At 41.8% G+C, this 23116-nt stretch carries 21 protein-coding genes; 1 reads left to right on the plus strand and 20 read right to left on the minus strand.

Annotation, left to right across the window (positions count from 1 at the left end):
* Nucleotides 1-4: 4 nt before the first annotated feature.
* From JOC49_RS01715 to JOC49_RS01760, 10 genes are all read right to left on the minus strand, one after another.
* Nucleotides 5-1105, minus strand: a complete 1101-nt coding sequence (locus JOC49_RS01715) for an AI-2E family transporter (protein ID WP_204661571.1) — start codon at nt 1103-1105, stop codon at nt 5-7.
* Nucleotides 1106-1120: 15 nt separating this feature from the next.
* Nucleotides 1121-2362 (minus strand): histidine--tRNA ligase, encoded by a 1242-nt coding sequence (gene hisS, locus JOC49_RS01720; protein ID WP_204661573.1) that lies wholly within the window; start codon nt 2360-2362, stop codon nt 1121-1123.
* 86 nt (nt 2363-2448) lie between these two features.
* Nucleotides 2449-3594 carry a glycosyltransferase family 4 protein gene (locus JOC49_RS01725; RefSeq protein ID WP_204661575.1) on the minus strand — a complete coding sequence of 382 codons (1146 nt, stop codon included), beginning with the start codon at nt 3592-3594 and terminating at the stop codon, nt 2449-2451.
* The gene (locus tag JOC49_RS01730) at nt 3584-4078 is read right to left on the minus strand and encodes a VanZ family protein (protein WP_204661577.1); all 495 of its coding nucleotides are present in this window, start codon (nt 4076-4078) and stop codon (nt 3584-3586) included. The genes JOC49_RS01725 and JOC49_RS01730 overlap by 11 nt, the downstream gene beginning before the upstream one ends.
* Nucleotides 4079-5962 (minus strand): polysaccharide biosynthesis protein, encoded by a 1884-nt coding sequence (locus JOC49_RS01735; protein WP_204661579.1) that lies wholly within the window; start codon nt 5960-5962, stop codon nt 4079-4081. It lies immediately after the preceding gene.
* Nucleotides 5963-6030: 68 nt separating this feature from the next.
* A complete protein-coding gene (locus JOC49_RS01740) occupies nt 6031-8232 on the minus strand; it encodes an O-antigen ligase family protein (RefSeq protein WP_204661581.1) in 2202 nt (733 codons plus the stop codon).
* A gap of 25 nt (nt 8233-8257) precedes the next feature.
* Nucleotides 8258-10597, minus strand: a complete 2340-nt coding sequence (locus tag JOC49_RS01745) for an EAL domain-containing protein (protein ID WP_204661582.1) — start codon at nt 10595-10597, stop codon at nt 8258-8260.
* Nucleotides 10598-10607: 10 nt separating this feature from the next.
* Nucleotides 10608-11093: a COG2426 family protein gene (locus JOC49_RS01750; RefSeq protein WP_204661584.1), complete on the minus strand. Its 486-nt coding sequence runs from the start codon at nt 11091-11093 to the stop codon at nt 10608-10610.
* Between the two features lie 3 nt (nt 11094-11096).
* The gene (gene galU / locus JOC49_RS01755; protein WP_204661586.1) at nt 11097-11981 is read right to left on the minus strand and encodes a UTP--glucose-1-phosphate uridylyltransferase GalU; all 885 of its coding nucleotides are present in this window, start codon (nt 11979-11981) and stop codon (nt 11097-11099) included.
* A gap of 50 nt (nt 11982-12031) precedes the next feature.
* A complete protein-coding gene (locus JOC49_RS01760; protein WP_204661588.1) occupies nt 12032-13123 on the minus strand; it encodes an alanine racemase in 1092 nt (363 codons plus the stop codon).
* A 129-nt stretch (nt 13124-13252) separates the two neighbouring features.
* Here JOC49_RS01760 and JOC49_RS01765 point away from each other — a divergent pair, with 129 nt between their 5' ends.
* Complete coding sequence (locus JOC49_RS01765; RefSeq protein ID WP_204661590.1) at nt 13253-14596, plus strand: serine/threonine protein kinase; 1344 nt, start codon at nt 13253-13255, stop codon at nt 14594-14596.
* Between the two features lie 191 nt (nt 14597-14787).
* Here the strand turns inward: JOC49_RS01765 and JOC49_RS01770 are convergent, their stop codons facing one another.
* From JOC49_RS01770 to JOC49_RS01815, 10 genes are all read right to left on the minus strand, one after another.
* The gene (locus JOC49_RS01770) at nt 14788-15867 is read right to left on the minus strand and encodes an Ldh family oxidoreductase (RefSeq protein WP_341534640.1); all 1080 of its coding nucleotides are present in this window, start codon (nt 15865-15867) and stop codon (nt 14788-14790) included.
* A 340-nt stretch (nt 15868-16207) separates the two neighbouring features.
* Nucleotides 16208-16816 (minus strand): hypothetical protein, encoded by a 609-nt coding sequence (locus JOC49_RS01775; protein WP_204661592.1) that lies wholly within the window; start codon nt 16814-16816, stop codon nt 16208-16210.
* Between the two features lie 31 nt (nt 16817-16847).
* The gene (locus tag JOC49_RS01780) at nt 16848-17327 is read right to left on the minus strand and encodes an ECF transporter S component (RefSeq protein ID WP_204661594.1); all 480 of its coding nucleotides are present in this window, start codon (nt 17325-17327) and stop codon (nt 16848-16850) included.
* Nucleotides 17324-18325: a pyridoxal phosphate-dependent aminotransferase gene (locus tag JOC49_RS01785; protein ID WP_204661596.1), complete on the minus strand. Its 1002-nt coding sequence runs from the start codon at nt 18323-18325 to the stop codon at nt 17324-17326. Before JOC49_RS01785 ends, JOC49_RS01780 begins: the two co-directional genes overlap by 4 nt.
* Complete coding sequence (cbiB, locus tag JOC49_RS01790) at nt 18310-19239, minus strand: adenosylcobinamide-phosphate synthase CbiB (protein ID WP_204661598.1); 930 nt, start codon at nt 19237-19239, stop codon at nt 18310-18312. The genes JOC49_RS01785 and cbiB overlap by 16 nt, the downstream gene beginning before the upstream one ends.
* Entirely contained in the window at nt 19236-19592 is a 357-nt protein-coding gene (locus tag JOC49_RS01795) for a bifunctional adenosylcobinamide kinase/adenosylcobinamide-phosphate guanylyltransferase (RefSeq protein WP_204661600.1), read from the minus strand. Before JOC49_RS01795 ends, cbiB begins: the two co-directional genes overlap by 4 nt.
* Nucleotides 19589-20353: an adenosylcobinamide-GDP ribazoletransferase gene (gene cobS / locus JOC49_RS01800; protein ID WP_204661602.1), complete on the minus strand. Its 765-nt coding sequence runs from the start codon at nt 20351-20353 to the stop codon at nt 19589-19591. Before cobS ends, JOC49_RS01795 begins: the two co-directional genes overlap by 4 nt.
* Entirely contained in the window at nt 20350-21828 is a 1479-nt protein-coding gene (locus JOC49_RS01805; protein WP_204661604.1) for a cobyric acid synthase, read from the minus strand. Before JOC49_RS01805 ends, cobS begins: the two co-directional genes overlap by 4 nt.
* Nucleotides 21825-22370 (minus strand): bifunctional adenosylcobinamide kinase/adenosylcobinamide-phosphate guanylyltransferase, encoded by a 546-nt coding sequence (locus tag JOC49_RS01810; protein WP_204661606.1) that lies wholly within the window; start codon nt 22368-22370, stop codon nt 21825-21827. The genes JOC49_RS01805 and JOC49_RS01810 overlap by 4 nt, the downstream gene beginning before the upstream one ends.
* Nucleotides 22364-23116: an ABC transporter ATP-binding protein gene (locus JOC49_RS01815; RefSeq protein WP_204661608.1), complete on the minus strand. Its 753-nt coding sequence runs from the start codon at nt 23114-23116 to the stop codon at nt 22364-22366. Before JOC49_RS01815 ends, JOC49_RS01810 begins: the two co-directional genes overlap by 7 nt.

Here is a 23116-nt window from a genome sequence, read left to right on the forward strand (position 1 = left end):
CTATCTATAGCTCTATTTTTTTCTGTTTTAATCGCATGTTGACAAAGTCTCGAATCAAACTGTAAATCAGAGAGGCTAATGGAACCCCTGCAAGCATACCGACCACACCATAGGCCGCGCCCCCAATCGTCACAGCAGCTAGTACCCAAATACCGGGTAACCCAATGGAGCTTCCAACTACTTTTGGGTAAATTAAATTGCCTTCCAACTGCTGGAGAACCACAATAAACAAGATAAACCACAAGGCTTTAATGGGGTTTACCATTAAAATTAAGAAGGCCCCAATACCCGTTCCAATAAATGCGCCAAAAACTGGAATTAAGGCTGTAAAACCTACAAGTGCTGAAATTACAAGTGCATATGGCATGGAAAGAATCAACATTCCAACAAAGCATAAGCCACCAATTATAAGCGCCTCTGTAAACTGGCCCGTTACAAAATTTGAGAAAATTGAATGGGCACGGCCACCAACAGCAAGAATTCCAGCCACTGTATCTTCTTTTAAAAACGCATGTAATATCTTTTTAAATTGAAGGCCCAATTGTTCTTTTTGCAGAAGCACATAAATCGCAAAAACAAGACCTAAAAGACCATTAAAAAAAGCACTAAAGATTGATGTTGTAATCCCTATGGTAGACTTAAATACAGCGGAACTTCCTTTCTGAAGCATATCTGTAATGGTGTTAAAAACTTTATTCCAGTCAATTTCAAGGTTAGGTAAATCAATTGGCAAGCGCTTTCCTGCACCATCAATCCAAGTTTCAAATTGCTTAACCGCTTCTGGAACACGTTTCGAGACCATTTCCACTATGTTCACAAATTCTGGGATAACCAGAAGCATTAAAAATGCAATTAAGCCAAACACAATAAAAAGGCTTAAAAGTAGCGAAAGGCCCCTGTTCAGTTTGGTTCTCTTTTCAATCCAATGCATGATGACATTTAAAATCATTGCCATAACGCCACCAATAATAAAAGGTGTAAAAAGACCCAAAACGCTGCCAGCACTCTCCATAACTTGGTTGATATTCAGCGCTGCTGAAAGCAAAAGGGCAGCAAATAGAAGCAGACCCATAAGTTTTCGTAGTGTTTCTCGGTTTAGTTCCATCAAAATACCCCTGTCTTATACGGTCTGATCGAAAAGATTGACTTCAAGTTCGCCATCCATAACAGCCACACCGTCATATCCATATTTTTTAAGTTGCTCAATCTGTTTGCCTAACTTTTTCTTCGCTTTATAGACCGAAACTGCGGAATAAGCTTCTCTGAGATCAGCAGACATTTTCATGACACTTGTAAGTGCATTACCATCTTTGTAAATCAGGGCAATTTTAGTTTGCTTGTGCTTGAGCTTATTTTCTGCCATCAAAAGGTCTACAATTCGCTCAAAACCAATTGAGAAACCAACAGCTGGAACCTCACTGCCAATCATCTTGCCAATCATCTTATCATACCTGCCACCACCAGCGATGGAATAGCCCAAATCTGAGTGCTCAATTTCAAAAATTGTGCTGGTATAATAGCCCATACCACGCACCAAAGTATGATCAAATACAATATCATAAGTTTCCTTTAAAGCTTCAACCACTTCAATAATTTCCTTAAGGTTTTCATAGCCGTCAAGACACATACTTTCAATAGACGCAAGTCCCTTTTCCTTAAGTGCATCTGACGCCGTCATCAATGCTTCTATCCGGGTCTTATCATAGGATTTACCTTCTAGTTCTTTAACAATTCCCTCTTTGCCAATTTTATCAAGTTTATCAAGGGTAATGGCAATGTCCGGAAATTCTGCTTCCGTAAATCCTGCCCCTGTTACAAGTGCTTTAAGGACACGTCTGTCATTAATTTTGATCTTAAAATGGTTTATATCCAGTTGCTTTAAGGCACGTGCAATGGTAAGTATAATTTCAACTTCCGCCAAATTGCTTTCATCCCCAATAATATCTATGTCACATTGAGTAAAAGCTCTAAACCGACCTTTCCCAGGCCGCTCCGCCCTAAATACCGGCCCCATTTGAATTGCCTTAAAAATAGTTGGAAGTTCATTTTTATTATTGGAGTAAAACCGGACCAGTGGCAAAGTCAAGTCAAACCTTAATCCCAAATCTGTCAAATCGTCTTCTTCTTTTGCATCTGACCAGTTGAGTTTCTCACCGCGTTTTAAAATTTTAAAAATTAATTTAGTGTTTTCACCACCATCGCCACCTGTTAGATTTTCTACATTTTCAATATAAGACGTCTCAATTTCTTCAAACCCACTGCTCCTATAGACCCCTCGAATTTCATTCATAACGTATTCGCGTATTTCCTTTTCCCTGGGCAAAAAATCACGCATGCCTTTTGGTGGAAGCGTTGTTTTCATACCATATTCCTCCTCAAAAATTCTTATTACTCCTATTATAACACAACAAAAAAAACAATCCCATAGTTAACCTATGGGACCCAAACTTACAAGCTATCTTTGTAAAACTTTTCTATTTTTGAAATCATCTGATCAATTGTAAAAAATTCTTGAAAACGATTGTAACCACTTTCTGACATTTGACATTTTAGGCCTTCTTCCATTTTAAGCCTATTAATAGCATTTACACCGCTCTGAACTTTCCCAGCTGCATATAAAAATCCATTAACACCTGAAATCACCACTTCATTATTGCCCACTACGTCACTGGCCACAATTGGACAAGATGCACGCATGGCTTCCACAAGCGTATACGGAAGGCCTTCATAATGAGATGTTGATAGAAAGACATCAAAGAGGTTTAGATAAGCATCCACATTTTTTCGGTGACCAACAAAATAAACAGCACTGTATATGCCTGCTTCCCGACACCACGCCTTCATCGCATCCATCATTTCGCCTGTCCCAACCCAAATAAATCGGTAATTTGGATCTTCTTCCAAAAGCAACTTGGCAATTTTAAAAAAATCTTCCGGATTTTTCTGATAAAACAGTCGGGCCACACAGCCCACCACAAAGGCTTCTTCTGGTATGCCCAATTCTTTCTTCAAGGCTTCTGGGTTCGTATGCGTAACATCTCCAGATAAGGCGTTGTAAGCCACCACAAAATGATCTGATTTTTCAACGCCAAGGTCTACAGCAAATTGTTTTTCCCCTTCGGATACATTAAATGTATGTCGTGTTGCAAAATGCGCTAAAGTCTTTTCAATTAACCAGTAAAACCGCCTTTTAGGTGTCCAGTGACTTTGCCCCTGCATGGCATAAGCATGTGGGGTGTAAAAAACCCGTTGAATGCCCAGAGATTTCGCTGCAATCCGGCCTAAAACGCCTGCTTTTGAACTGTGGCAATGTACAATATCAGGTCCAATTGCTTTAAGATGTCCCCTAATTTCTCGGAAAGCCTTTAAATCATTTACAGGATCAATTTCCCGGCATAGGGTATCAACCGGTATAAAGGTAACTTTTCCAGCCCATTTTAGTTTGATTTCAGAAAACCTATAATCCGTTCGATGAATTCCGTGTATAACATAAATCTCAAAAAAACTTTTATCCAAATAGTCAATTAAATCCACAACATGCTTGCCGACGCCATCCATAACTGTTTCCGCAATCAAAACGAGCTTATGCTTCATGCTTTACGCCCTTTCTCACTTTAACAGCCAACCAAATCGAAAACAGTACGCCCAAGGTGACACCAAAGCCATCCAAAAATACGTCCATTAAACTTCCAGTTCTACCTGGGATAAAAAGTTGATGAAGTTCATCCAAATAGCCGTAAAACCAACCGATACCCATAGCAGCTACAGCAGATTTCCGAATGGCAAAATCATAGGATAAAGCATAAAACAAAAGAACACCAAGGGCGAAATACTCCATCACATGTGCCAATTTGCGAAGGTAAACCATTAAGTCTGCAGTTCCGCTTTCGTTGTAACTGGTCATCTTCTCTTCATAGGACGTTTCCGTGTCAACACTACCTGTTTTAATCACAGTTAACAGTTCACCTGTTAGGTACCAAGACTTAACATTGTTTAAATGAGACATCATGAAAATTGCAAACATGCACAAACCCACAAGTGTCCATCTCACCCATTTTCTCTTAAAAAATTGTATCACTTAAGCCTCCTTAAATGCCGTATTAATTTCTTCCGGTGTCTTAAAAGTAGGCACAACTTTTTTCATAGCTGTAACCAAAGCATCTGCGTCTTCAAAGTATTTTGCAAGTTCACCAACTTTCATGGAAAGCTCTTCATAAGGCAAAGTCATGGGCCTTGCAATGAAAATTTTCTCGAATTCTGTTTCGCCAAGTCCTTCTTCTGACATTAAAAGTTCTTCATACAATTTTTCGCCTGGTCTAAGTCCAGTGTATTTTATTTCAATGTCCACACTTGGCTCAAGCCCAGACAGTCGAATTAAATCCCGGGCAAGCGTGTCAATTTTAACAGGTTCCCCCATATCCAAAACAAATATTTCGCCTTTTTGAGCAAGTCCACCCGCTTGAACAACAAGCCTTGCCGCTTCAGGTATGGTCATAAAGTACCTGATAATGTCAGGATGTGTTACAGTGACAGGCCCCCCTGCCTGAATCTGCTTTTTAAACAAAGGGATCACGCTTCCGTTACTGCCAAGGACGTTTCCAAACCGTACGGCCCCATACTCAGTGCCTCGACTAACACTTGCATAACTTTGAACCAACATCTCACAAATCCGCTTGCTGGCACCCATAACATTGGTAGGGTTAACGGCCTTGTCCGTAGAAATCAGGACAAACCGCTTAACACCAAATTGATCAGATACTTCTATAACATTCTGCGTGCCATACACATTATTCTTAATGGCCTCTTCTGGCGACGCCTCCATAAGTGGCACATGCTTGTGTGCCGCTGCATGGAAAACCACATTTGGTTTATGGGTCTGAAAAAGTTTCTCTAGTCTGAGTCGATCTCTAACAGAAGCGATTACAACACTTAAATTGAGGTCTGGGAAATTCCGCTTAAGCTCCATTTGAATGTCATACGCATTGTTTTCATAAATATCTAAAATAACCAATTTTGAGGGTTTATACCTTGCAATCTGACGGCAAAGTTCTGAACCAATCGATCCACCACCGCCAGTAACAAGTACCACTTGGTTTTTCACATACCCGCTAATCATATCGGTGTCGAGTTTAACTTCTTCCCGGCCTAAAAGGTCTTCAATTTCCACCGGTCTAATTTTTGAAACGGCTGAAGCCTCATCAATTAAGTCATACACTTTGGGCAAGATACTCACTTTCGCACCCGTCTCCTTCGCCGCATTGATTACCGCTTTGCGCTCTTGATCAGACGCTGAAGGCATGGCAATGATTATGGCCTCAACCTCCTCCTTTATAGCTGTTTTTATAAGATCTTCTTTCCCACCAAAAATGGATAGCCCATGTAATTTCTGGCCTTTTTTAGACAAATCATCATCCATAAATCCAATTGGACTAAACTCACTATGGCCCTGGGTATTGATTTCCTTTAGAATCATGACACCCGCTTGACCGGCACCATAAATCAATGTTCTTTTCTTAAGTTGGTGGCGTCTTACCTCTTTTGGGCTCACGTGAAAAAACAACCGGTACAAAAATCGGGACCCACCCACAAAAGCCACATCCATCATAAACGCCATTACCAAAATACTCCTTGGCACCAAGATGTGATCAAACTCAGGTTGCCTAGAAATCATAAACAACATCCCCATACTGACAGCTGTTCCTATCCCACAAGCAACAACCACATCTATCAGTTCAGTAATTCCAGCAAACCGCCAAATTTTACTGTACATTTTCAAAACCAGAAGTGTGACAAATTTTAGGCCAACAATTACTGTAATCACTTTAAATAGAGACACTGTCAGTTCGGGCGGAATCGCCTTCATCTGATCGTATTTAATCAAGTAAGCCAACCACATGGCCACATAAAATGACGCAATGTCCAAAAGCATCAATATAATTTTTTTAACCCGTCGTTTATTCATCAAATTCACCTTTGTTTTTCTTTTATCATACACCATTTTCGATTAGAAGATGTCTGCAAGTTGCATACTTAATCCATTTTTGGATAAAGACCTGTCTCAACATTTAGCCAGCCAAGCTGTAAGGCATGGGTTTTACCATCTTCCAAGTAGAGTCGGACCACATCCCCCTCAATTTTAGTATAAAAACCACACGTCAACCTTATTGCCCCCGTCTTATGGGGAATTTCATACTTTAGGGTTCGCGTTTCCCCTTTACGCCACTCAGATGTCACAATAGGCTCTAAAAGACCATAACCCTCTAACCCACTGGGCATCCTATTTTCATGCATCAGATGCAAATTGTCCGGATACCCATAGGCCCAAAATGCATAATCCCGATCAAAATCTTCAAGCACTAAAAAGTCTACGTTTACAACTGGGTAACCACGCTCACTCATGCCAACAGACACAGCTTCAACTTTAAGGGCACTTCCAAATGTCTGTCCAATTGCCTGAGCAAAATCAGTTTGTTCAGTTAATTGGGACTTATCTGCCCACCGCCAAGTGTCAGTTAGCCTTTCAAAGGGTTTAATCTGAAAATAATACCACGATTCCAGTGATTTTCCTCGATCTTCATGCCAAAGGGTTTTGGGCATCACCACAAAACTTTTTAATTGAGGGTCAAGGCGGGTAAACCGCACATAAAAAGAAGCATTTTTTCTCGATGGGTAAAAAGTCCGTTTTATTGTGCCGCTAGCGCCCACATATTCGTATCGGTCAAGAACAACCTCTCTACCTGTATGATCCACTTCATAAATGCTCACCATGAGCCTCGGTTTCTTTTGAGTGTTTTGTCCCAAACTTAAGCCATAACTAAACGCCACTTCATCTCCTGGATTGCTCTCAAAATAAGGGAGTTCATAAGACTGGGATTCTCGCATGACAAGTCGAGGCGCTGGAATTGAAGCATCCTTAAACACCTGGGCACCAAGTACAACCACACTTGCAACGAGAAGTGTATTCACCCACACAAGTCTTTTCTTTACTTGATCAGCAGCAAGGGTCAGGGTTTCACTTTGATCGGTTTCTATATAATAAAGGAGTACGCCCGCAACATACCAAAGAAAACGCCTATTTTCAACATTAAGGACAGACGATTGAACGGCAAGCGCTGTAAGCCCCCCAAAAAACCAAATCCAGAGGACAGACCGTTCTTTAACCCACTTAAGGTTCTTTTTCCGCCGGTCCCAAAGGGCGTAAAGTATCGCCAAGACTGGGGTTAAAAAAAGCATAAGTCCCACCAGACCAACCTCAGCCAAAAGGCCTGTATACGTGTTGTGGGGAATATTGTCTATAAAAGTTTGTCCAATCGCCTCAAAGTACGGCGGCGAATTTAATACATAGTTGCCTCGGCCTACACCAAAAATAAAATGATCCCGTCCCATCATAAATGCCGTTTGACCAAGTCCAGTCCGAATTTCTAGGCCGGCATCAAAATTGACAAACTTATTGATGACTCTTGCTGCAAAGTGTGTTTCAAACCAAGTATAATCCACGATGATCGCGGCAAAAAATAAGAGCAAAACAGTGAGTACAATTGCCAGTGCAAACCGCCAATTTTTATAAAACATGCCCCCAACAAGGACCACCAGACCCAGTGCCATGCCAAGCATACCACCTCTAGACCCAGTAATAAAAAGGGCCATTATGGAAAGGGCCATCGTACCGTAAAATATAGGCTTTAGCCATTTTCTATGGGTCATCCACGCAAAGGCGCCCATTGCAAAAAAACTCAAAGACAAATAACTGGCCGCATGGTTGGGGTCTGTATCCGTTCCCATATAATACACCAAATACTTGCCTTCTTCTCCCATTAAAAAAGTGCCTTGTTTGGCCATTGAAAAAATATAAAACCCACCAAAAATAAAAATGAGTGTTGATACAACCCAAGAGCCTTGCCATAGGTCAAGGCGAATCATTCTAAGCGTGTTGTAACCTAGCCAGAAATAAAAAACCACAATAACGGTTTTTATCAGTTCCTTTGCCAGACCAATCCACCCAGCGTCTTCAATGGAGGGGGTATAAATGGCAAGCGCCCCCGTGGCAACAATCCACAAAAGAAGGCCACCCAAAAATAAGTAGTGCCTAAAGACAGACCCAAACTTGAATTTGCGCAATTTTAGCAACAACAAAAGACCCAATACAGGCACTAAAACATCAGAAAATGCCAGATTAAACCTGGCACTCTCTGTTAAGTTCACAACTCTTGTAATATTTACCGTTAGCATCATTAGTACTATCCATATGGTCTGCATTTTAGTCTTCAAACACTCCTTTTATGTGATCTTTAGAGGTCAATTGTTCCGGAGGTCCAGGCTTACTAATCCAGTAGCCTTGAATACGATCAACCCCCATACTCAAAAGTTTATTATACTGGTCTTTTGTTTCCACACCCTCTGCTGTGGTTTTAATACGCATGGTTTTTGCCATATTGACAATCATAGACACAATGGCCAAGGCATTTTCATCTCGCATCATATCTTCCACAAAGCTCTTGTCTATTTTCAGCGTATCAATGGGAAACTGTGTAAAATAAGACAAGGATGAATAACCTGTTCCAAAGTCATCCACAGCAATTTTTATCCCCAATTCCTTGAGTTCTCGTAATTTAGAAATTTTATCTTCAACATTTAGCATGGCGTTGGTTTCAGTAATTTCAATTTCCAACCGCTCTGGTGGCATACCAGTAACCTTTAAAACTTCCTTTACAGACGCCACAAAATTAAAATCCTCAAATTGAAGGGATGAAACGTTAACAGAAACCAAACCATCATACGTGTGTTGCTGGACCCAATTAAGATTCTGACGACATGCAGCTTCCAGTACAAAACGACCAATTTCCAAAATATCACCTGTTTTTTCAGCCAGCTCAATAATATATGGAATCGCAACTTGTCCATAGGCTGTATTTTGCCATCTCAAAAGCGCTTCATGTGCATACACCTCATGTGTTTTAGCATCTACTATTGGTTGATAAACCACTGTAAATTCGCCACGTTCCACACTGTGGTGTAATGCCTCTTCAATAAATTGCTCTCTCTTCACCATATCGTGAAGGGCTTCGTTATAAATGACAAATCGATTTCCATCTAATTTCTTTGTCATTAACTTTGCAATCTTTGCCCGCTGAATCATGGTGGTTGGGTCTGTTAAATCTGGCGGAATCAAATTCACCCCCGCACTGACATCCAGAGTATACTGAATCCCTTTAATAATCATCTCACCACTGCTAATTTCCAAAAGTCTTTCCACCCGCTTACTCATTTGAAATTCATCTTCATCTGATAAAAGCAAGATCATCTCATCTCCAAAATAGGAGGCAACCACTTCATCAACCCTAATAAACGCAATCAATTTTTCAGCCAAACTTTTAAGTGCTAAACTACCTGTGTCATGCCCACCAATACTGTTAAGTCTTGAAAAATCATCAATAGAGAGAACAACAATATATGACAAAGCCATTCTTTCACGATGTAGATCAAGTCTGTTTTCAATTTCAAACATAAATCTATTAAAATTATAAATCTGGGTGACTGGATCTCTATAAGTCAGGCGTTTTAACTGCTGAATCATGGTGTTAAAACTCTTTCCGGCCATGCCAATCTCATTTTTCACCGTTTCGTCTGCACGCACATTTAAATTGCCTGCTGCTGCTTTTTCAAAAACTGTTTTAAGTTTCATAATTGGGTCTGATAAACTTCTCGAATAAAAGAAGGCAAATCCAGACACCAAAAGGACCATGGCCCCATACATCAAGTTCATGTTCCATTTGATACTGTTTATTTCTGAGTATGCATCTGCTTGGGCCACACTCATAATGAGCTTCCAACCATTTGATGCTTCTATATCTGAATAAATTGCAATTCTTTCAACGCCATCCATGCAGGTGTAGTTTTGAGTACCACTTTTAGACTTTAACAGTTTCGCAACTGCCTCTGGTTCCTTCATAAGATCCGTCAACGGGGTTTCTATAGTTATGTCATAATCCGGATGGGAAACAACCTTCCCTTCTTGATCCACAATCCAAGCAAATCCCGTTTTTCTAAATTCTATACGCCTTACAACTTGGTCCAGAAACTGGGTGGAGACAACTGCATTCACAAGCCCCACTGTTTTGCCTTCATTTTCAACTGCAGATGCAATTGTAACAATAGGAAACGTTTCTTCAATATAAGGGCTCCAAAAAGGATCTGATAGAATTACCGATTCACCACCGAGTATGATCCGCTTATACTGCTCCTGTTTTGAAATGTCTATCTCGCGATCATATGTCGCCCATGCCTTTCCATTCAAATCAGAGACCGTCATGTTTCGAATTTTAGGGGTTAAAACAGCAGATTTCAAATAGGGTTTGATACGGTCCAAATCCATAGACTTTACAACATCTGTTTGCGCAGTCATAAGAACAAGGTCAACAAACCCTTGAAGCTCTTTTGAAAGTTCATCTGCTCTGGCCTGAGCCATTTCACGATACTGGCTTGCCGCGTATTCTGGCAGTTCATTTACCGTTATATTCATCCAAATACCAAAGACAAAAAATACAACCAGAACCCCCAATACAAGATACACAAACATCTGCTTTCGAATGGATTTCATACAATACCCCTTATTGTAAAAGCTCTAAAACCCCACTTGATAGACCCATTATAATCACCGCTGCTATGATATTTCCAATCAAAATCGCTGGAAATGCGTATTTAAAACGCATGTCTAATAATGCAGCTGCCAAACTGCCGCTCCACACACCAGTACCAGGAAGTGGTATCCCAACAAAAAGGATTAAGCCCAATACGCCGTATTTTTGAATGCGTCCACTTCGAGACATGGACCGATGTGTCAGTTTGTGCACCAATTTATGAAACATTTTGGTTTCTTTTAAATAATTAAAAATAGGTCTAATGGTAAACAGAATAAATGGTACGGGAATCATGCTTCCAAAAAGCGAAAGCAATGTTGCGTGAAGCGGGCTCATCCCAAGCGCCACACCCACAGGGATTGCCCCTCTAAGTTCAATCAGTGGCAAAGCCGATGTAAATAGAACGGTCAACTCCACATTTAAAAACTCCAACAATTGCGTTACAAATGTATCCATTGACTAACGTTCTCCCTCATATGTTTTAACAATTTCTTTTAAATAGGCATAGAAATCATCTCTTATATCTTCTCTTCTTAGAGCCGTTTCAACTGTTGCCTCCAGAAACCCTTGCTTGTTGCCAACATCATACCGCCTACCCTCAAAAACATAGGCCACCATATTCTCCTGCTCTGCCAGCTCTTTTAAAGCATCTGTCAATTGGACCTCTCCACCTTTTCCAGGCTTTGTATGCTCAATAATTTTAAAAATTTCAGGATTGATAATGTACCGCCCTAAAATTGCAACTTTTGAGGGGGCTTCATCCACGTTCGGTTTTTCCACAAGACCATTAACGGAATACACCCGGTCTGCAATTGGGCTTCCATCCACAATGCCGTATTTGTTTACATTTTCAGGTGCAACTTCTTGAACCCCCAAAACAGACGTCTGATGCTTGTCATAAATATCAATCATTTGCTTAAGGCAAGGATAGTCCGGATTATGGACCACATCATCTCCCAAAAGCACTGCAAATGGTTCGTTCCCAACAAATGTTCTGGCGCAGTAAATGGCATGTCCCAAACCACTTGGGTTTTTTTGTCGGATGTAATGGATGTCCGCCATATCTGATATCTGATTCACCATTTTCAACAATTCGTCATTTTCTTTTTTCTCCAGTTCCATTTCCAGTTCAATAGAACGGTCAAAATGATCTTCAATAGCCCGCTTACTCCGGCCCGTAATGATCATGATTTCTTCTATGCCAGAAGCAATAGCTTCTTCTATGATATATTGTATCGTAGGCTTGTCGACAATCGGCAGCATCTCTTTGGGCATTGCCTTTGTCGCCGGCAAAAACCGGGTTCCAAGTCCAGCAGCAGGAATCACCGCTTTTTTTACTTTCATTCCATGTCCTCCCTCGATAAAATGTCTTTCAATGCTAATTATACCATAGTTCAAAGGCCACCACCAACCATGGTTTTCGTCACATCTGGACTTTCAGTGAGGTACAACATCGCCGGGTATAAGAGTTCAAATTCAAGGATATCGCCAAGTTTATATTGGTTACGCCACTCTTTGGTTTCAACGATTACATGGTCACTGCTGCTTCCAATGAGTTCTATTTCTGGATCCACTGGTATTAATCGGTCATGACTGCCTATATCTTGCCTGCCCACCGCCAGAATCAGTCTCACTTTAAGACCCCTATCGTCATACGCCGGCTGGTTGCCAAAAGCATCATAGGCTAGAGTACCTATTGGATGTGTGGGTTTTTCTTTAATTTCAACAAGTTCAGCCCTTAAAATCAATGCATTTTTATACTGTCCTTTTATAGGCGCATGGTAAAATTCATCCACTTCACGGGCCGTCAACATGCCTTCCCCAATTCGCAAATGGTTGATGCCCTCTGGCATCTCACCCTTTACCACAAGTGGCAAACTCGATGTTGCCCCACCCGATACAATTTCAAGTTTTCGGCCAATTTTTTCTTCAATCCTAGCAGCTGCGTCCACAAGTTTATGCATAATTTCAGGTGTCGCTTTAACAGACCCATAACACCCAATATTTATGCCAATGCCTGCAAGTACTAGACTTGACAGTTTAAACTCAACTTCAAGAGCTGCCTCTAGCAACTCCGAAACTTTGAAAAAACCTTCTCTTAAATCGCCCACATCATACATTAAAACAACCTGATGCCGAATGCCCTTCTTCATGCTCACGGCGTTTGCCCGCCTTAAAACTGCCAGTTCAGATTGAAGACTTAAGTCACAGGTTTCGACCATTCGCTCAATTTCTGACAGCATTGGAATTCTAAGAAGCATTGTCCGCGCTTTTGGAAACTGATTTTTTATGGCCTCCAGTTGATGTAACCGAGAGCTCCCAATTTGTGTAATCCCTTCTTCTAATTGCATTTTTACAATGTCTAAATTTCCATTGACACCTTTTACAACACCAGTTACCTGAATTCCGGCAGCCTTACACTGCCCAACCACCGCACGCACATTGGCACGTATACGGTCTTTATAGAGCACTAATTCTGGATACATAGGCCTTCTCCTTAATATTTGTTAATTTTTTATAAGTTTTTGGGGTTTTTTTCCGTTAAAGACTAGTCTTTTAGTCCCATTCTTGGTAGAATAATAAGACAATTTGGCAATTTTATAAGCGGAGAAATTATGAATAGGAAATTTGTAGAGTTTGAAAAAAGCATCGAATACGATTTATACAGTTCTGACTACGGCACCAGTTTACTGGAAGACTATTGCATTGTCGATCGCATTTATGAAATGCCACACACCGTGCTTTTTAAATTGATCCATCTAAATTCAGATGCTCTTTTTACGCTCAAAGTAATTGACAAAAGGATTCTTCCATATAATGATTTCAACGCCCTTCAGACTCTAAAACACCCAAACATTGCACCTATACAGGCTTTTGGGGAAAGTGACGCCTATTATTATGTGGTTAAGCCCTATTTCAAGGGTGTTTCTTTATACCAGTACATCCGCCTCCATGGACCAATTAGCGAAAAACGCGTTCATGTCTATGCAGATCAAATTGCTTCTGTACTGGATTATTTGCACAAACAAACACCGTCATTTATTTACAGAGATCTTAAGCCCTCAAATATCATTCTCACAACAGAGGGAAAACTGGTCCTCATTGATGTAGAATCCATACGTCAAGTCCATGATGGTCAGCTCACAGATCCTTTTCCAGTGGCAACACATGGGTATGCATCTCCGGAGCAATATGGCTATATGCCTTCATCCACTAGGTCTGACGTCTATGGTCTTGGAGCAACTCTTTATTTTTTGCTCACCGGCGTTGAACCTTTAGACCGACAGTTTTCATATACCCATTTTACCCAGTTTAACAATACCGTTTCACACAAAATGATTCACATCATTGAAACGTGTATGAAATTTAATCCAGATGAACGCTACCCCGACATGGATGCTTTTAAAAAAGCGCTTTTTTCAAGGGTAACACCAAAGTTGAAACGCCTACTCCGTGGACTCGTTACGTCACTTATCATTTTTGTTTTAATTGTCATAGGTGGTTTTATCAACCACTCCATCACAAATTCACTTTTGAGGACAGACCCTCACCACGAAAGAAGTATTTCTGCCAAGGGCTATGGATCTGTAAAAGAGATTCGTCTGTCTACAGTTTCTGAAGTAAGTGACAGTTTTGGTCTAGAACCAACCACAGTTAACACCGAAAAGCGTATTATAATCAACCGAGAGTCCCTCTGCCCCGTGGCAGAAACTTTTGTTTATATCAGCCTATTTGAAGTGGATGATACCTTTCGAGAAACCACCGTTGAAGAAATTATCTATGGCGTATCCCAGCTGGGCTACGGCCTTAACTTATACCTTGATGAATTCGGCTATCCCTTCAAAATGGAAAATCAGGAAAGTCGATACCTTGTCCTCCTTTTTAACGAAGACATCCACTGCGTCGGGTATGGCTTTGTTAAGGGTACCGTTATTGGTGGCGCATCAGGGGACAGGTAGACAAAAAAAGCCACTCCTCGAACCAATTGATACCACAGGGCTACACATACATTCCAAATATGGAATTATACGCCCGTAACAATTTAACGGCTTTTTTTGACCACATCTACAACAAAAGGAGGTATTGCACATCTGTGCAATACCTCCTTTTTAATTACGCGCCACCAATAACGGCACCCTTAACATCTCGCCTAAACGGACAAACCATACCACTGGCGAATCGTTTCTATGTCCTTTTCAAGGGCTGCATTTATAGGAACGCCCATTTCAAGCCGTTCCACAAAAGCATCATGTTCTTTCTCACCCGCTGTATAAATACGATCATGCCCAGGTGCTTTCTTGGAATTACGCAACTCCCGCAAAATATCACCTGAAATTTTCTCGAATTCCTTTAATTCTGTAAAGGCTTCAACATCAATGGCAATGAAAAAATGTCCCAGCCGGTAGGGTACTTTTTCACCATTTTGAAGACCAGATAATGCTTTGAGGAAGGCACCCCCCTGTAAAGCAGCAGACAAAATTTCCACCACAGTTGCATAGCCATAGCCTTTATAACCACCAAGGTCTTCGCCAATTCCACCCAAGGGTGCAAGCGCAGCCCCACCTGTCAATAGATCTTTGAGAACTTGTTCGGTATCCGTTCTTGCCTGACCATCTTCTCCAATCACCCATCCCGAAGGCAACTCTTTTCCTTCCCGCTGGTACACTTCAATCTTACCCCGCTGGGAGATAGAAGTGGCACAGTCGAGTACAAATGGAAAAGCTTCATCCGTTGGCAGGCCTATGGTCAGCGGATTGGTCCCAAGCATATTTTCAATCCCAAATGTTGGTGCAATAGATGGCCTTGCATTGGTACCCGTAATTCCAATCATACCCGCTTTTGTAGCCATGGTCGCATAATATCCAGCAATTCCATAATGATTCGAATTTCTGACAGCCACCATTCCCATACCATAGGTCTTTGCCTTCTCAATGGCCATTTCCATAGCCATTTTAGACACCACTTGCCCCATACCATTGTTGCCGTCCAAAACCGCAGTGGAAAGTCCATTTTTTACCACATCTACCTTGGTAATAGGATTAATAATCCCCGCACGAATCCGATCAATATAAATAGGCTTCAATCGACCTATCCCATGCGAATCAATCCCCCGCTTATCCGATTCAATTAAAACATCCGCACATACCGCTGCATCCGATTCTGGCAAACCAACCGCCACAAACGTCTTTCTCATAAAATCTTCTAGATCATCAAATGCTACTCGTCTCACTTAAATCCCTCCTTTATAGTTACATTATACCACTTTTGTGTACCGTTATTGGTGGCTCAACCGGGGACAGGTTGGATAAAATTTAGAGTTCCCAAACTCAAACTGATTCGCATCACAGGGATTTAGAGGATTAGGTGTATCCAAAATTAGTCTATGTAACATTTGAGTGGCGCCATATGCTTCTACTTGAGTTACAAAAAAATCCCCCGGCCACTGCCGGAGGATTACTTTTAAATAGAGTGCAACAAAACCACTCAATTGTTACATAAGACATTTCCCATATTTGGGACACGCCTCTATCCCTGTGATGCGAAAGGATATACACTTCAAATATAAACGCCTACCTGTCCCCACCTGAGCCACCAATAACGGTACACAAAAAACAGGTCGCTGGACCAGCAGACTTGTGAATATCTATATCGCGTGGCCAGTGGTTTAGTTGCTCTATTGCTCGGTCTCCAAAATAGTCGGCTTCATGGCGGATTCCCTTTGAGCCTACTGGTAGAATGGCTAAAACATCCGGCCGCTGGATGAGGGTTTGAATCTGGGCAAGTTCAGGCAAATCATTAACCAGTACCTCCTTACCTACATAGGGACGACCTATGAGCCTCAGTTCAAAATTTCCTTGAGGCAAAAGTTTTTTTAGACCTGACTTGCCAATAGCCGTCACCCCAATAGCTGTCTCATGTGGTTTGAAATTGGTTTCACTGGACACCACAAAGTTAAGATTACAGGACAGCCTGCGTTCATAAGTCTCGACCAACTTGCAAATCACAGAATAGCCCCTGTCCCCCATACTGTTTGTGAAAGTCAAGGCTTCAACCGTACCACCAATGCAAATTATTTCAGCAACAGCCGTTCGAATCGCCATATCCACCGCCATCTCGTAAGAAGTCGAGACAGCATCAAACTTAAGTGGTCCAACAGACTGAGAAAAATCCGTTGCCACACAAGTTTCCCCCTCTAAAAACATCAAATCCCTAGGCATGGTTCTGCTTTAATACCCACTGGCGCCCGTGAATTAACACGTAAGCCAAGCCAAGATTTAGGCCAGTTGCAACCATTAGAGGTACCACCATGGCAGTAAAAAAGCCATATCCTAAGAAAGGCACAAAACTTAGGGGACTCAAGATGCCATTCATCACAAACGCCACAAAGAAAGCCCCCCATTTATGCCATTGATGCAATCTTCCAAATACCAAAACCACTATTCCCATTTCAAACGCCACAAGTAAATGTAACGGTCCAAGCGGAAAACCCGCAGTCAAAGCAGTGGCCAGATGACCAAGAACACCGGTTATAGCACCATACCAAGGGCCAAGAAAAACTGCTGCAAAAAATGCAGGCAAACTGTCAAGGGCTGGTGTTCCCGTAATAGCAGGCACCTTAATCATTGCACCCACAACACTAAGTGCAATCATGACCCCAGTTTGTGTCACCCTTTGAACATTGAAATTCATAATATTTCCCCTTTCTTATCTTTTAAAGCCTTAAGCGCACGCAGAAAAGCACGGTTCTCAAAGTGGGTCCCAACAGCCACACGGAGAACATTTGCCTCAAGCCCTTCAAAATCATTTAAACAACGGGTTAAAATCCCATACGCCAACAATCCATCATAGACAGCTGACGCATCTTTCACCTTAAGCAAGTAGAAGTTTGCAGCCCCTTCTATGTACTCGATACCCAGCGCATCCAAACCCTTTAAAACAAATGCCTTCTCTTCGAGATAAGCCTGCAGCAGGGCATCAGACTCAGCCAAGCGTTTTTCTAAAAATTCAGGTGTAACCGTTACGGACCAAGGCACTTGAAAACGTCTAAGTTTTTCAATTTGACGCTTATGACCATAAATCACACCCAAACGCACACCTGCCATTCCATAAAACTTTGTCATAGACTCCACAACAAGCACATGGTCCATTTCACCAGCCGCCTGCCTTAAAGAAAACACCTCATCTGTAAACTGAATAAAAGACTCATCTATAATAAAAAGCACCTGCGGATGGGCTTCAATCCAAGCCCGCATGTTTGCATATGACCCTGTCGGATTATTGGGATTCCCCACAATAACCACATCCACCGAATCTGGAATGCTCTGATTCACCACAGCGTAATTAACATCCAAAACACACGTTCTCACCTTGTGGCCATAGGCCGTAAACGCCTCACAATAGCCCGTATAAGTCGGCGTGTAAATCAAAACCTCAACCTTGCGTCTAAATGCTGAAGCCAACATATAAAATGCTGCCGTAGCACCTGGCATCGCAATAATCGACTGTTTTTCCACCCCCTTATAAGCCGCTAAAATCGACTCAACCCTTAAAGGCCTTCTCTCAGGATAGGACATTAATTCTGATGTTAAAGGTTGGGCCTTATGTATATTGTGGGAAAGAATCGCAACACCTTGCTGCCCATTTAATGCAGATAAATTATCCCCATGCTGGTTTAAACCCCTAGCCATAAAGCACCTCCCATCAAAATACCAATGCAATAAATCAAAATTTCCATCTTTTTCAGCATCCAAATCTCACCCGAGCCACCACCTAGGCCAATAATAGGGTTTTCCTTCACAATGCCAAAATACCGCACCGGTCCACCAAACCATGTCCCGAGTCCACCTGAAATCAAACTCTCTGAGTAGCCACTGTTCACAGACGTTGATTTCTTTCGGTCCCGTCGCCAAGTCGTGAGTGCCCCTGCAAGATTGAGTCCCAAAACTGGAAACACTACACATGCAAACAAGACGAACAATCGAGCTGGGAGAAACATCACAACGTCATCCATCCGGGCCGCTACTTTTCCAAAGCGTTCATACCGGTCTGTTCGATAGCCAATCATGGAATCCAATGTAGAAACCATCTTAAAAGCAGCCAAAAATGCAACTGGAATACCTAAAAAACAACCCATGATCATAAAGAAGATCGGTGCAAGTACACCATCCACAATATTTTCGCTCCCACTTTCAAGCGTTGTTCGAATGACTTCATCAGATGACATTTCCGAAGTATCCCGCGTTACAATTCGGCTAAGACCAGCCCTTGCACCAGTCAAATCCCTGTTTTCCAAAGGAACTCTAACGTCAGAAATTGCCTTGGCCATAGACCGGGTAGATAGGCCCCAAAAAAGAATACCTGCCAAAGCCACAGGCGACCGGACCCAATAATCAACCAAAAGGCCAACCCCGAAAGCAATTCCCACACAAGCCAGAGCCATTAGCCCCCCTCTTAAAACACTATTTTTGTAAATCTTTTTTTCCATCCACTGAATGCTTTTGCCCATAAGGACAATTGGATGAAAAGAGACCGCTGGATCCCCCAACAAAAGATCTATGAAAATAGCCAAAAGACCCGCTTGCAAGTGAAAGTCCAGTGTCATTTAAGCACCTCTGAAATGCCCATACTCACTCGAACCACACGGTCTGAAACACTTGATATCAGTTGATAACACCGGCCCACATGGTCGCGGTAGGCTCTTTCTTCTGGGTCTATTGGCACCACACCTGCACCAATGTCACGTCCGACAATAACCAAATCTCCTTTATTTGAAGCCAAAATTTCACCCAACTTATCCAAAGGCAAGTCTTTAGCCAAAACTTCTGCAGGGAAAATAAGACCTCTTTCACCAACTTTCAATGACCGCACAGTTTCAAGTCTTGGATATGGCTTGTAAAGGGTTTCCATATATTCTTCCTGTCCCTGATAGAGACCGCCAAAAACAAACGTAATCATATAACGCCTCCAATCACCCAAACGCCCAAGGCTGTTAATTCACAAAGTTCTAAAAACCCACCCAGCAAGTCCCCTGTGATCCCGCCAAAATTTTGGATAGCCCACTTTTTATAAATCAGTAAAAAAAGAAAGAGCACTAGGCCAACCCACATAAGGTGAATCTGCATAAACCCAGCTAAAACAAGGATTGAAAGGTAAATCAATAAGGCCCCTATATCCCACGTTTCATTATACCCACCATACATTTTTCCAAGACCTTCATCTTTAGCATACGGTGCTTTTTTAAGCAAGAGTCTTAATAAAATTCTTGAATAGACTGGAATAAAAAACCATCCCCAAATTGAAACCTCTTGAATAAAAAGTTCCATAACCAGGCCAACTTTTACCAGCATAAGAAGTGTAAACCCCATAACTGCAAATGCACCAACCCTTGAATCTTTCATTATTTCGAGACGTCTTGGGAGGTCTCTCCTTGAAAAATGGCCATCACAGGTATCCATAAGACCATCCATGTGAAACCCGCCTGTCATGAAAAGAAAGCTAGCCGTTAGCAGGACAGCTTTTAAAAACGAAGAAACCGGTAACACCTCAAGTCCCATATATATAAGACCCGCAAATAGGCCAATACCAAGCCCTACAAATGGTAAGTAATCTGGCAATCGTTTCATGGCATCTGGTTCCCATTTAAGGTCACGGCCTACAGGGAAGGTTGTAAAAAGACTCAGGGCCATTCTAAATTCTAAAAAATATGACTTCCTCATCTGATCATCTCCATAATTGCATCCATATCCACATGTTTCTCAAAGGCTCTAGCCAAATCCTCAAAAGCATCTTCATAGCGGTTCGCGGAAATCTCAGGTTCCTTTGATAGCAATCCCTTCATCATTCGAATCTCATTTAACCACTCATTTCGGTAGACATCATTGTGAAAAATATGGTGGACATAGGTCCCTTTAACGTTTCCCAGGTCCACACCATCTGGTGCATCTCCTATCCTTAATAAGGGCTGGGCTGGTTCTAGAATTTCTGTACGCCCTAGATGAATTTCAAACCCTTCAATTGGCGTGCCCGATTTAATCGTAACGGCTGAACACTTTGTCACACGTTTATCAGATACAAAAGTTGTAACCCCTTTAAAGAGCCCAAACCCTTTCATTTCACCAATGCCATCAGAATCCATACCCTGAGGGTCCACTAAGATTTCACCCATCATTTGATAGCCGCCACAAATCCCAAAAACAGGCTTTTCCTTGGCATACGCCTGTAAATCTGCGTCAAAACCAAGTTCCATAAACCGCATCAAATCTTCTTGTGTGGATTTTGTTCCAGGAATAATCAAGGCATCACACTGCCATAAATCAGACCTGTTTCTAACCTTTTGAATTGCCACATCTGGTTCCACTTCAAAAACCTCAAGGTCTGTTGCATTGGAGATAAAAGGAAGGTCCAAAACGCCAATTACAAGATCAGCTTCAGGTCGAGTTTTAAATTCAAGTGACAAACGGTCTTCATTTTCCACAGGTATATCCAGATAGGGTAAAACACCAAGAACAGGTATACCTGTATAGGTTTCAAGCCACCGCTTGCCATCTTCAAAAAGGTCAATGTCCCCTCTAAATTTATTTATGATGATCCCACCTACCCGTTTGCGATCTTCAGGTTCAAGCAATTCCAAAGTTCCCACAATTTGAGCAAATACCCCACCGCGATCTATATCTGCCACAAGAATCACAGGCACATCAAAGGCTCTGGCAACATACATATTCACAATTTCCCTGTCATTGAGATTAATCTCAACAGGTGACCCAGCCCCCTCTATAACAACTGCCTCATAATGATGTGTAAGCCATTCTTTTGCCTTATCAATGGCTTGCGCGCCTTCACACCGTAAAAAATCCCTAAACAAGGCTTTTGATGTGGCATCTCTTAGTGGATGGCCAAATAGAACAATTTCACTAAGCGCGTTATTTTTGGGTTTTAACAGAATGGGATTCATGTAAACAGAAGGTTCCACGCGTGCAGCCAGTGCCTGAGCCCCTTGAGCCCTCCCAATTTCTTCGCCGTACAAGGTAACATAAGAATTGTTGGACATGTTTTGAGATTTAAAAGGTGCCACATTTATGCCTCGGTTTGAAAGCACACGGCACAAGGCCGTTGCCACATAACTTTTACCAGCATCTGAACTGGTGCCCTGCATCATAATTCCCTTAAGCTTCGCATTTTTATGTTGCGTCATTTTAGCCGCCTTTCCAGCCCATACATTACCTCATAAACCCTATCCGCGCGTTTAGCAATGCGTTTCATAACCTCTGCTAAGACTTTAAGATACATCAGCGTTTCTGGACTATAGGATTGATATGTAGATCTAAAAACATCATTTGTGACGATTGTTAAAGTGTGTACCGATTTTGACAACTCAAAAAGTGTCTCGACAATTTGAGAAATAAGCCCCTCTAAACTTGAATCTGTATAATTTTCAAGATTCTCTGAGAAAAGAACGTTTGCCACATAGAAGGTGAGGCATTCAAACAAAACGGTATCCGACTCATCTATGACCTGTTCAACATCTGCCATTTTAAAATAAGGGACTTCGCATGTGGCAAAGGCTTCACCCCGATCTGCCTGATGTTTTAAAATTCGTTTTTCCATTTCCACGTCTGTGACTTGGCCAGTTGCAAAGTAATAAGCCTTGCCGTTTTTGGGGGTCATTGACCGTGTTAGTTTTTCTGCCAATTGAGATTTTCCCGACCGAACACCGCCAGATATGAGAATCAACATTGCCAAACCGCCAAAGATTGCTTCATGTAAGTTGGAATGTCATAATCATAGGTATGCGCCAGGTGGTTTTCTTCAAGTAAGGTTGGGGCACTCCCTTTTATAATTTGTCGTCCAGACTTCATCAGTAGGACTTCATCCGCGAAGTTCAAGGCCAAATTCAAATCGTGCAAGACTGCAAGAACTATAATGCCCCGTTCTATGGCGACTTTTTTCACAAGTCCAAGTAATTCCAACTGATATTTTAGGTCCAAGTGATTTGTGGGCTCATCCAGCAGTAGAACTTTGGGTTCTTGAACAAGGGCTCTGGCAAGTAATACTCTTTGCTTCTGTCCACCACTCAATTCACTAAAATACTTGTCTTTCATGGCGTAGAGGTCAAAGTCGTTAAGGGTTTCTAAAACAATCTCAGAGGACCGAATGTCTTTGGACGCCCCCACTGAATGTGGATATCTTCCCATGTAAAGCATTTCTTCCACAGTAAAGTCAAAGTTATGGGCTTCAAATTGGGATAAATATGCTACCCGACGGGCCATTTGAATTCTTGGGATTTTCAGCAAATTTTCAGAATACAGACTTACAGTGCCCCGAACTGAAAGCAGGTTGCCAATGCCTTTAAGTAGAGTTGTTTTTCCAGCACCATTGGGTCCAACAATTGCGGTAATTCGCCCTGAGTGAAATTCTCCTGAAAACCCCGAAACCACTTCTTCCTGGCCATAACTGCAGCACAAATTCGTTACTGTTAACAT

It is taken from the genome of Fusibacter tunisiensis (assembly GCF_016908355.1).
Taxonomy (GTDB): Bacteria; Bacillota; Clostridia; order Peptostreptococcales; family Acidaminobacteraceae; genus Fusibacter_D; species Fusibacter_D tunisiensis.

Bases quoted from the DNA above. Each gene is read 5' to 3' on its own strand.
- JOC49_RS01810 (WP_204661606.1), bottom strand. From the start codon at position 22,370: ATGTTGATTCTCATATCTGGCGGTGTTCGGTCGGGAAAATCTCAATTG.
- galU (WP_204661586.1), bottom strand. From the start codon at position 11,981: ATGAAAGTAAAAAAAGCGGTGATTCCTGCTGCTGGACTTGGAACCCGG.
- JOC49_RS01745 (WP_204661582.1), bottom strand. From the start codon at position 10,597: ATGAAATCCATTCGAAAGCAGATGTTTGTGTATCTTGTATTGGGGGTT.
- JOC49_RS01805 (WP_204661604.1), bottom strand. From the start codon at position 21,828: ATGACGCAACATAAAAATGCGAAGCTTAAGGGAATTATGATGCAGGGC.
- JOC49_RS01780 (WP_204661594.1), bottom strand. From the start codon at position 17,327: ATGAATTTCAATGTTCAAAGGGTGACACAAACTGGGGTCATGATTGCA.
- JOC49_RS01765 (WP_204661590.1), top strand. From the start codon at position 13,253: ATGAATAGGAAATTTGTAGAGTTTGAAAAAAGCATCGAATACGATTTA.
- cobS (WP_204661602.1), bottom strand. From the start codon at position 20,353: ATGAGGAAGTCATATTTTTTAGAATTTAGAATGGCCCTGAGTCTTTTT.
- JOC49_RS01725 (WP_204661575.1), bottom strand. From the start codon at position 3,594: ATGAAGCATAAGCTCGTTTTGATTGCGGAAACAGTTATGGATGGCGTC.
- JOC49_RS01795 (WP_204661600.1), bottom strand. From the start codon at position 19,592: ATGATTACGTTTGTTTTTGGCGGTCTCTATCAGGGACAGGAAGAATAT.
- JOC49_RS01760 (WP_204661588.1), bottom strand. From the start codon at position 13,123: ATGTATCCAGAATTAGTGCTCTATAAAGACCGTATACGTGCCAATGTG.
- JOC49_RS01735 (WP_204661579.1), bottom strand. From the start codon at position 5,962: ATGAATAAACGACGGGTTAAAAAAATTATATTGATGCTTTTGGACATT.
- JOC49_RS01740 (WP_204661581.1), bottom strand. From the start codon at position 8,232: ATGATGCTAACGGTAAATATTACAAGAGTTGTGAACTTAACAGAGAGT.
- JOC49_RS01815 (WP_204661608.1), bottom strand. From the start codon at position 23,116: ATGTTAACAGTAACGAATTTGTGCTGCAGTTATGGCCAGGAAGAAGTG.
- JOC49_RS01715 (WP_204661571.1), bottom strand. From the start codon at position 1,105: ATGGAACTAAACCGAGAAACACTACGAAAACTTATGGGTCTGCTTCTA.
- cbiB (WP_204661598.1), bottom strand. From the start codon at position 19,239: ATGACACTGGACTTTCACTTGCAAGCGGGTCTTTTGGCTATTTTCATA.
- JOC49_RS01785 (WP_204661596.1), bottom strand. From the start codon at position 18,325: ATGGCTAGGGGTTTAAACCAGCATGGGGATAATTTATCTGCATTAAAT.
- JOC49_RS01750 (WP_204661584.1), bottom strand. From the start codon at position 11,093: ATGGATACATTTGTAACGCAATTGTTGGAGTTTTTAAATGTGGAGTTG.
- hisS (WP_204661573.1), bottom strand. From the start codon at position 2,362: ATGAAAACAACGCTTCCACCAAAAGGCATGCGTGATTTTTTGCCCAGG.